This window comes from Iodobacter sp. (genome assembly GCF_025352645.1).
In the GTDB taxonomy this organism is placed as follows: Bacteria; Pseudomonadota; Gammaproteobacteria; order Burkholderiales; family Chitinibacteraceae; genus Iodobacter.
Genome location: NZ_JANXSO010000087.1, coordinates 24,030 through 34,530 on the forward strand (window position 1 = coordinate 24,030; position 10,501 = coordinate 34,530).

Below are 10,501 nucleotides of genomic sequence, written 5' to 3' on the forward strand. Positions count from 1 at the left end.
CTGCTCTGCAAAAATAAAACCCCGTGATTACTTTACGGGGTTTTGTGCTTTAAAGGCGTCAAGCTCACTGCGTAGTTTTGCGACTAAATATTGTAAGTCTGCTACTGGCTTATTAGCGTTCACAAAGCACCGCTCTAGGTGCACAGCCACATCAGCAATTGCATCCGCTCCTACCACCAGCGCCGATCCATAGATTCGATGAGCATGCTCCCTTGCTTGTATATAATCTGAACACTGCAGAGCAATCGTTAAACCATCCCAATCAAGCAATGCGGCATCAATAAATAATTTTGATAAGTCTTGAGGGATGGAAGAAACAGATTCATTCAAAGGTAAAACTTTATCCCCCAGCCAAAGGCGCAATAATTTCTCCAGCTCAACAATACGCAATGGCTTAGATAAAACCCCATTCATTCCCGCTTTTATACATTGTTCACGGTGCTGATCATCAATCGCGGCTGAGATAGCAATAATAGGCAGGGGAGCTAAACAATGCAGCTCTTCATGGGCTCGAATACGCCTTGCCACCTCATAGCCATCCATTTTTGGCATAAAACAATCAAGTAGAATCATGCCAATTTTTTCTCTTTCATCACCATTAAGAAGGGCAAGGGCAATTGGCCCACTTTGCGCAATCGAAACAGGATAACCCAGCTCTTTAAGCTGATTGCCTATGCTTACTTGGTTCAATGGGTGGTCATCAACCACTAACACCGTAGCCAGCCCCAATTTAGGAGCAACAAAAATATCTGCATTCTCACCATCTACAGATAAAGCAGAATAAGTAACTAATTCAATAGGCAATGAAAGTAATACTTCTGTACCTCTGCCCTGCTGGCTTTTTAGCTGAATATCCCCACCCATTAGCTTAATTAGCCGCTTACAAATTGCCAGACCTAAGCCTGATCCGCCAAAGTTACGTGTGGTAGAGTTATCTGCTTGCACAAAAGGGGTAAATAAATTTAACTGCCGCTCTTGAGAAATACCAATTCCAGTGTCTATTATTTTAATGCATAAAATTATGCTGCCATCTTCTAGTTTATTTAATTCTGCAGCGAAAACAATTTCTCCTTCGCTGGTAAATTTAATTGCATTAGAAAGCAAATTAGACAGTATTTGCTGCAAGCGGTATGAGTCGAGCATTGCGAATTTATTATCCAATTCAAGCAGACAAAGTATAAATTTTAAATGTTTCTTTTCGGCAGAAATACGATGAATATCTGCAATAGATGTAAATAGTGAAGTTAAAGCGATGGGGCGCAATTCTAGCTCTACTCTATTTGAGCTTATTCTTGAAATATCCAGTACATTATCCAGTAGCTCAAGCAAAGCAGAGCCTGATGCATTAGCGATACTCATTAATTCTTTTTGCTTGGGAGTAAGCGGCGTGCGAAGCAATAGCTCTACCGAAGATAAAATTGCATTCATAGGGTTACGAATTTCATGGCTTATTACCGCCAAAAAAGTTGTCTTAATCTGTTCACTATATTCGGCTTTCTTTCTTGCTACTCTGGCCGTATGTGCAAACTGGATTGCCACTATAAACACCAACAAAAAAATCAACACACTATATCGGTAGTAATACAACACAGAAAACAAAGATGGCGCACCATGATTTGCATCATCCATCCATCGAAGATACATTTTATTTGTAGCATATGCGGTCATATTATTGAGTGATTTATTAATAATAGAGCATAGTATTTTTTGTGATTTTTTAACACCAAAGGCATAGCTAACAGGAAATGATGCAATTGAGCCGCCTATACTCAACACCCCCGCATACTTTCGCTGTAAAACAGGCAAGATGATTGAATTTATTCCTATCATGGCATACATTTCGCCACGCGCAACAGCAGCCAATCCATCATCAATTGAGTTAAATGCTACTAAATTGACTCCTGACAGCAACTCCTTTTGCATGTTTATATAAACACTATCTTTAATTACTGCAACTTTTTTTCCAACAAGCCCTTTAACATCCAAAGTAGCTGTTTCCATCGCCTTAGTTATAATGTATGTAAATCCTGTATAATATGGCTGAGTAAATAACATATCTTTTTTATTTAATGTATTTTGAGTAATGGTAGCAGCATGCATATCTAAGTCACCACTACTCACTCTTTTTCTGGCCTCTGCAATCGTATTAGTGGGTATAAATACAAAAGACAAACCCGTCATTTTTTCTAATTCTTCAATATATTCTTTTGCATATCCTTTATGTACCCCGCCCTCAATATAGTCCATTGGATACATAGATGCTGCTGCGGTATAATAAACAGTAGGGTGTTGCTTCATCCATTGGTATTCTTCAGCTGAATAGATCCCTCCAATTGCTTGGCGGCAATATAAATTTAAACTTAGCATTAGGATTAATGCAGTCAATCTATGCATAATTTTCACTCAAAAGACAACATCCCCATAAGGGAGATTGCCGTACCTCTTAAGCTTATTAAATATTTAAGCTAAACCCTGCCGCACATCTAGCAGATCAACGTAGCACAATTCAAATCACACACTTAAAGCGCGCTAGATATACTGATCTACGCTGCTGATTTCCAGCAATTATTGCAGCATTTTTTCAACAGTCAGCTCATTACTTAAAAACAACTTAGCGCCAGATAACGACACACTATCCACCCGCATTTCACCGCCAGGCGCCAAATAACGCTCTGCAATACAGGACTCTGTCTTGCTTGTATCCGTGCAAACCCCTTCCACATAAGCCAAGTAAGCGGTATTGCCAGTATTTTTTAATACATTATTTTCAATCACATACGCCTGCTGTGCTTGCCGAGGCTGCACCACTAAAATGGTACTAAGGCTAGCCGAGCCAGAAAACCCAGCCCCTTGATAAGCTTTTACATAACCTGGACGCTCATGAAACGTCACACGGTAAAAGCGTGGCTGATTATCAGCGGGGCCTTGGTAATAAAGCTTTAACCATTTGCTTTCATTTGGGCGCAGTAGCAGCTGCTTAGGGCCATACATCAGCGCCCCCTTCTCCACTTTTTTTAAAAGTGCCCCAGCATAAGGCGGATCGGTTTCTTCTACCGTCACCTGATAAAACCGCGCTTGACTAGAGTCATTGCTAACGCTTTTTGCCAAAAAAGCACTTTTCGCCCCCATAAAGTAGGTCATCTCCCCTACCGACAAACTCCACGCAGGTGCACATGGCACTAGCAACAATAAGCATACGAAGTATTTTATTATGCGCACCTATTTATCACCTCAGAATAAATATTTCCAATAGAAAAAACAATCTGACTATGCCGCTTTCTCAATCTCATTATAAATATTGTAAGGCGAATGAAACTCGCGTTTTTATTCAGCATTGCTCGCGGTTCTTACCCGCCCTACAAACTCTAAAACCAAGGCAAACACTCAAGAAATCCATTTACACGGAGTCCATTGAGCAAGAGGCATAATCAGAAAAAATAAAACAAATGACTTTAATGAGTACTTAATAGTCTATTTCCAAGTGGCTTCCACCGTCACATCGCCTGTCGCCTTAGCCGAGCCATTCCAAAAATCACCATTTACATCGTATGAAACATTACTTGAAGATAAATCAAACAATAAATCCAGCCATAAGGATGATTCATACTGACTACCGCCCAATACCTCAGACCAAGGCATATTTAAAATATCAATTGCTGTACCACGGCAATCAGATGCTATTTTCTGGGGCTTAGCGCCCCCCTTTTCGCTAAAGGCTAGCGTCAGCGAAATAGCAATATCTTGCTTTGCAGCAGTAGAAAACTTGCAATAAGAACGCCCGGCTATATCAACATGAGGGCCAGATACTTTTAATGTTATTTTGGTGGCTTTAGATGGACCAGATTGTTTAATTTCATAAGGAATTTTTATTTCAGGATCTTTACCAACAACGCCCTGATAGAAACCGTTTATTGCAGAGCCTAGATTACGCTCCGTAATAGCAATCGCATAGTCCACTCGCTTAAGGGTAAGGCTATTAAAATAAAACCCATTAGATTTAAATTCAGGTGTTTTTGTTGCATACATAGAAATTTCAGCCGCGTCTAATACTTTACTTGCATCGGTGGGACCCAAGGCCTTAGCAAGATAATCAGAAGAGATAAAAATCTTAGCTTTATTAGATATTTCATTACCCACAAGCTTAGCAACATGCCCTGCTCCTAGCTCCTTGATAAAATTAACACCAGGCGTTTTTGATTCTATAGTCATATCTTTCCATAGCACTCCATTGTCGATATTTATTGGGCACAACACACCGGCAGGGGATATAGACTCCTCACAAGCAGTAGGGAAACTCAATATCTTTTTTTGAGAACTAATAGTTATTGTTTCATTTTCTATATTTCTAAAATAGAATGTACCCATAAAAGACAAGCGTAAAGAAGACCTATTTTGCCCCCAGTCTCTAGCATTTTTTTCCAAAGCACTCAGACTCCCTACCGCAAATGTATTGTAAATATCAACAGATGTAATTTTTGAGATATTATTGCCCTTTAGGTTTTTTAAAAATTCACCTTTATTTATTTGTATTTGCAAGCCACGTGGATTATTTGACGCACTATCAGCATTTTTATAGTTTGGGTAGTTAGCAGCGTGAAAAACAACTCTGTTATACAGAAGGGAAGAAGGATAGCTACTAGGGACAGTCCAAGCAAATGGATAATTAGAAACCACATTATATTTAGTACTTCCATTAGGGATTAATGAAATCACCACGCCTGAACTTTCATAATAAAAACCTACGCTCATATTCCTATTCCATGCGCCTGAACCTGAAAAAGGGTAGGAAACAACGATTGCTCCTTTCTGTTGTGTAGCATTCCAGCTACCAAACACACCTCCAGACTTAAAATCACCGTTTGTGATAATAAGATTGTCTTTTCCAAACTCAACAACACCAACGCTTACTGTTGTATTTAAATCACCAACAAGCCTTACCCCCTGCACTAAACCGGGATTAGCTAAATCTATTGCAGCAAACACCGGGCAACAAACCATCATTAATAAAATACAAAATAACTTGGCTACTTTCATCATATAAAATCTCAATTTTAAATAATATTTAATTATGGTGAAGCCACAATCGATTAGCGAACAGTCGGCTTAGCACAACTCACCTCATTCACCCACATCGCTCCTTTGGCCGCACTTAAATCAAAATTAATCTGACAAGTATTATTGGCGGCCACTTTATAGCTTACATTTGGGTGATCGGTGTCCACATCAACAGCAAAGGCACCATCTGCAGCGGTGATAGTGCTACCAATATGGTTATGCAGGCGTACGCCCACTTTAGGGATGCCGTTTTCGGTGAGCACGCCAAATACGGTGACTTGGCGGCGTAATCTTGGCTTAAGGGTGGCCACATTCCCAGGGTAGAGCACTAGCGCTTTTTCACCATTTTGAATATCATAATTTTCTGGTGATTTAGCACTGCTTTGTACCGATATCGGCGCAGCGCCAAAAGCAGGTAGCGCCACAAATGAGGATGTGCTTTCTAGTGGGCTACTGCGGCCATGCAGGTATAAATCGAGTTGACCACGGGCATCGTCATCAATTTTTACAATCACCCCTGCGTCTGAGCGCTGGCTGGCCCAGCCCATACCATCGCCATTACCTGCCAGACTTCCGCTCACATTACCGCTCATACTTAAACCATCAGCACTGCTGTTTTTACCTACCGTGGCATCCCAGGCAAAGATGCGGTTGGCACCATTGGCGCGCAGGTCTAAATTGGTGCTGCTTTCATTGCTGGCTAAGCTGCGGCTGCGCGAGACCGCGGCACCCAGATAATCTAGGCCATTGACCGTGGTTGGCGTCCAAGCTCCGTGTATGCCCATGTTTTCTGAATCGATACTGCGCGAGTAATCTACTCCGCCCGAGCCAAAGCTAAAGTTCATATTGACCGTGGCATACAAAGATTGCTTGCTACTGCCATCCTCACGGCTTTGCCAAGATTTACCTAAATTAAGCCGCAAATCCACCCATTTATTGCTATAGAGACCTTGGCTCCAATCCAAGCGGGAATCATGGCTACCGCTGATTTGATCGTAACTAAAATTACTGGTAAGGCTGGAGGTTTTTTCCAGCGTCAACGGGCCTTGTAAATCTAGCGTTGCCCCCACGCTGATATAGCGTCGATCAGTGCGATAGCTATCCACAGCATGGCCAGACCCTGATCGCTCTAACATCGTCCAAAAACTAGCGGGGCCTAGATTTAGGTTGGCAGAAATATTGCTGGAATAGCTGCGATCAGATGCCAGCCCTAACTGGCCATTAATCGAGCCATAGCTAAAGCTTTTTTGAAAGCTAGGCTCAATCACGGTTAAAGAGCCGTATGAATAAAGTGAAGAAGCCAGATCAACCCAAGGGGTAGACATGCGCCCGCTTACACCGACCAGATGGGTGAGTCTGCCATCGCCGCTGTCTTGGTAACGGCCAGCAAACATTTGAATCTGCTTATCTTTGCCACCACTACTCATTTTATAAACAGACTCTTGCTTACTGGAAACAACTTGGCCATTAACCACCACATCTAGCCGTACGGTATAGCTACCCACCGGCAACGGGCGGGTATCTATTTCTTGATTACCAATGGCAAGCTGCTGCACATTCAGCAGCTTGCCATCACGGTAGATGGATAGCTGCCCGCTGGCAGGCATAAACACAAAGATGGGCTTTTGGGACAAGCTGGCATCTGATTTTTCTGATTGGCCGTTATTACCGGCCGTTACCCCCACAAACTTACCGCCACGGGTAAAAGAAAGGCTGCCTAAATTATTCATCGCCCACAGGCTTAAATAGCCTGCAGATACATTAAAACCTTCAAAATCACGGGTTAAACGGGCTTCGTAAATGCTGCCGTTTTGCTGCGTACGGGCATCAGCATCCAGATACAAATAGCTAGAGCCAAATGAGGTGGTTGATTGCGCATGCAAATAAGCATCTGCATCTCGCCCATCTGTTTTCATCATCGACATATTGTAGTTAAGCACCGAGCTTAAATGCTGCTCTGTGCTCTCTGGCAGGGTCAAAACTCTAGAGCGGGCAGCGGTGTCAAAAGCTTCTTTAGGCAAAGAGGCTATTAATTCGAAAGTCATTACATCAAAACACATGCCTAAATCATCAGCCGCTGGGGCTGCTAAGGCCTGCTCAGCGGGGTTATTTTCTGCAGTAGATGCCATAGCTGCAACCACAGGGCTGTGCTCGCAAGAGCTGGCACGCAGTGGCTTGCCATATTGCGCTTTAAATAAAGCCAGATAATCCAAGCTCAGTTTTGATTTATTCAAAGAAAGTGAATCAAGGGTTAAAAAGCTGCCTGTATAGCGAATTTTTGCCCGCCCAGCTTCCTCTACCCCAGTTGGCGTGCGTAGCAGAAAAGGGATATCTACCCCTTGCTGCAAAAGCGCAAAAAATTCAGGTGGAAAACTTTTTTGATCAACACGAACATCTGCGCTGCCACTGCCTGCTACTACTTTGGCATGAAGTGGCACGGCTGCATCAGAGGATTTAACAAGGGGTACTGCGGCCGCAGCGTCTTCATCGATGGAGGTGAGTGTCGCTTCATTTACCATCTCGCCACTCGTTACTACCGCGCTTTGGCTAATTGCATAAGCCACACCCATATTAAAATAGCCACAGGCCATCCCAAGCAAGGTGCGCTTGACACTTTTTCCCAGGAAAGAGCCCTGTTTTAATTTAATGACTTTGCTAACAACAAGACTCTTTTTCATTAGAAACCTACATACATTGATGCAATAAAACAAAGCGGATCAATACCTGAATTACTCTGCAGCTATATATTTGTATTTCATTCCACGCCAGAGGCCATAACCTTCAAAAATATCCATTTTTTTTGAGAAATCAACGCTCTCGCCAGGCAATAAAAAATCATCACGGGAACAAGAAGTTAATATGGCATTTTTTTTACCCTCTTCAGAGCACTTTCCAATGGCAAGTGCTTGAATAAAGGTATTACCCGTATTTTTTAAAAGGCCTTTGCCATTCACTTCGTATTTAAAATTAATTTTACGCGGGCGCACCACCAATACTGTTCCGATACTAATTTTTTGCTGCGCATCAATACTGGTACTTTCTGTTAAATGAGAGGCCTTACTCATATTTTGTTCAATAAAAAACAACTGGTAATAACGTTCTTTGTCATCTGCCTCCCCTTGGTAATACACTTTTAAATTGGCGTTTTTATTTGGCCCCACTAATAATGTTGCGGGAGACACCAATACTTGAGCAGGCGTACTGAGTGGAACCATGCTTTTAGGGTTATCCACTTCAATCACTTTGGTGGTTACAAACTTAGCAACGCTCTCTTGATTTTTTATTTCTTTTGCTACAAAGAATTGATCATCCTGAATTTCCGTCGTCAAAACACCAACATTAATTGCAGAAGCATTTACATACAAACCACTAAGTAAGCAAGCAATAAACCCACGCGCAATATTCATAATTTCCTCGGTTAAATAACAAAACAAGAAAATTTTTTTCCTTGTTTTGCATTGAAATTAATTATTTAGACCAAGTTGCAACAAAGCTAATTGAAACCACACCAGAGTAACTACCGTCTGGCACCTTCTCTAGATCTTTACCGGCGGTCACTGCCACATTGCCATTCATGCCTTTTAAAATATCAAACTTTATATTCACATTACTTGCCTCGAAATAAGTAATTCCATTTAGTGTTAAGTTTGGGCCGGCAACAGCTAAATTCATTCCTTCTAGCCCCGCAGCGGCAGCCGTCACTTTTTTATCATCACCTTTTAAAATTTCTACGGGTACAGCAGCTAATTGAATGCCCCCCAAAAAGCCTGAAACTTCTAAAGAACCTACCGAGCCACCAGAAATATGATTTAATTTCTTATCCGACATTGCAGCAGTAATCTTATAGCCGCTTGAACCAGGTTTACCTGCTACTTGTATCGTTAGCGAACTGCTTGGTGAGCTAAATGCTTTTTGGGATGGATTCCATTTAAAAGCCAAAGCATCAGTGCTCGCAAATACATTTAACTCTACATCTGCTTTTTTAATGGCTTCTGCATTCCATCTCACCGTTGCGGTAGCCGTTGTATCTGCAGCAAACACAGCATTAGAGGCAAAAAACAAAAAAATAACTATTAATTTTTTTTTAGTGGTTTTCATATCTACTCTCAATAAAAAATTATTTAATTTAATTAATAAGACATTGAACAGTCGCAATTGCAGGTGGGTTATAAAAACCCCACCCAGCAAAAATTAAATCAGAGCAATTAAAAACTGACTTTTAGCACTTTGTAATTAAGGATAAAAATTCAAAAGCGACATTTTTAAACTACTTAGTTTTACCTGCAGTAAAACCATCTAGCTCAGCTCCTTTACCCACCAACTGCGGTATCAGCCCACTTAGCCACAAAACTCATGCTAACAACACCTGAATAGGTACCGTCTTCTACTGCATCTAGGTCAATAGAACTATTGCCTTTGCTGGCAGTAAAAATCTTAAATTTCACAGGAATACCTGTCGCCTCATGATATGTCCCTTTAGGTGTAACATTTGGACCCGCCTTAGCCAGATCCATATTATTCAAGCCCGCAATAGACGTTTTCACACCACCCGCATCTCCATTCAAGATATTCACAGGGGTTTTACCAATATCAAGCGCACCCAGCTCTGCTGACACATTCAAAACACCTTTTGCAGCGCCGCCCTCATGCACCAGAGTTACATCTACCAACTGTGTGGTAATGCTATAAGCAGTAGAACCTGCTCTACCGGCAGCTTGAATAGTTAAATCACTAGTAGGTGTAGTAAAAGCTTTAGTAGATGGGTTCCATTTAAAAGTTAGCGCATCTGTACTTGCAAATACGTTCAGTTCTACGTCAGTTTTTTTTGCAGCCGTACTATTCCATTGAACCTTGGCAGTTGCCACTGAGTCTGCTGCAAATACAGCCGTAGAGGCAAACGCAGCAAGCACGGCACCGATAATTAGTTTTTTAGTATGCTTCATAACAACCTCACCCATATGGGATAATAAATTGACAACGATTTTTTGCGTTTAGATACAACGACTATCGCTCATCGCTGAACAGCGAACGAATAGTATTAACTTACCAATATTCAATAAATGAGAATCTTCTCAAAAATTTCAGCACAAGAAATGGGTGTGACTTATTTCACAAACAAAAAAATAAAAAAACGATCAATTAATTAATTTTAAATTCATCAACACGTATATTTATATGTATTGTATTAATAAAAAAACAAACTATGCTAAAAAATAAAGCCAGTGCAATAGCAAGCAGCTTTTGTGCAGACCGCAAATTATTTATTTTTTACGGAGTATTCTTACCAATGAAGACCACAAAAAATATAACCTGATTATGTCTCTTGCTCCGGAACCCTTGATTTAGCAATTCGTGCGGCGTAAAGTGAACGAACGTTCTGCTTTACGGAGGTGAATCATGTCCGTCAATGGCATCCAAATGCAAAAGGGCTTGTCTTTGCCTGAGT

General features: G+C 41.3%; 7 protein-coding genes. All 7 read right to left on the bottom strand.

Annotated elements, in window-relative coordinates; genetic code table 11:
- Window positions 1-27: 27 nt before the first annotated feature.
- The gene (locus Q0R17_RS10175) at window positions 28-2,367 is read right to left on the bottom strand and encodes an ATP-binding protein (RefSeq protein ID WP_293934712.1); all 2,340 of its coding nucleotides are present in this window, start codon (window positions 2,365-2,367) and stop codon (window positions 28-30) included.
- Between the two features lie 198 nt (window positions 2,368-2,565).
- Window positions 2,566-3,141 carry a hypothetical protein gene (locus tag Q0R17_RS10180; RefSeq protein ID WP_293934714.1) on the bottom strand — a complete coding sequence of 192 codons (576 nt, stop codon included), beginning with the start codon at window positions 3,139-3,141 and terminating at the stop codon, window positions 2,566-2,568.
- A 330-nt stretch (window positions 3,142-3,471) separates the two neighbouring features.
- Complete coding sequence (locus Q0R17_RS10185; protein WP_293934716.1) at window positions 3,472-5,037, bottom strand: hypothetical protein; 1,566 nt, start codon at window positions 5,035-5,037, stop codon at window positions 3,472-3,474.
- 50 nt (window positions 5,038-5,087) lie between these two features.
- On the bottom strand, window positions 5,088-7,733 hold the full coding sequence (locus tag Q0R17_RS10190; RefSeq protein WP_293934718.1) for a TcfC E-set like domain-containing protein: 2,646 nt from the start codon (window positions 7,731-7,733) through the stop codon (window positions 5,088-5,090).
- A 51-nt stretch (window positions 7,734-7,784) separates the two neighbouring features.
- The gene (locus tag Q0R17_RS10195; protein WP_293934720.1) at window positions 7,785-8,462 is read right to left on the bottom strand and encodes a hypothetical protein; all 678 of its coding nucleotides are present in this window, start codon (window positions 8,460-8,462) and stop codon (window positions 7,785-7,787) included.
- Window positions 8,463-8,523: 61 nt separating this feature from the next.
- Window positions 8,524-9,153, bottom strand: a complete 630-nt coding sequence (locus Q0R17_RS10200) for a common pilus major fimbrillin subunit EcpA (RefSeq protein WP_293934722.1) — start codon at window positions 9,151-9,153, stop codon at window positions 8,524-8,526.
- 212 nt (window positions 9,154-9,365) lie between these two features.
- Window positions 9,366-9,998 (bottom strand): common pilus major fimbrillin subunit EcpA, encoded by a 633-nt coding sequence (locus Q0R17_RS10205; RefSeq protein WP_293934724.1) that lies wholly within the window; start codon window positions 9,996-9,998, stop codon window positions 9,366-9,368.
- Window positions 9,999-10,501: the final 503 nt, after the last annotated feature.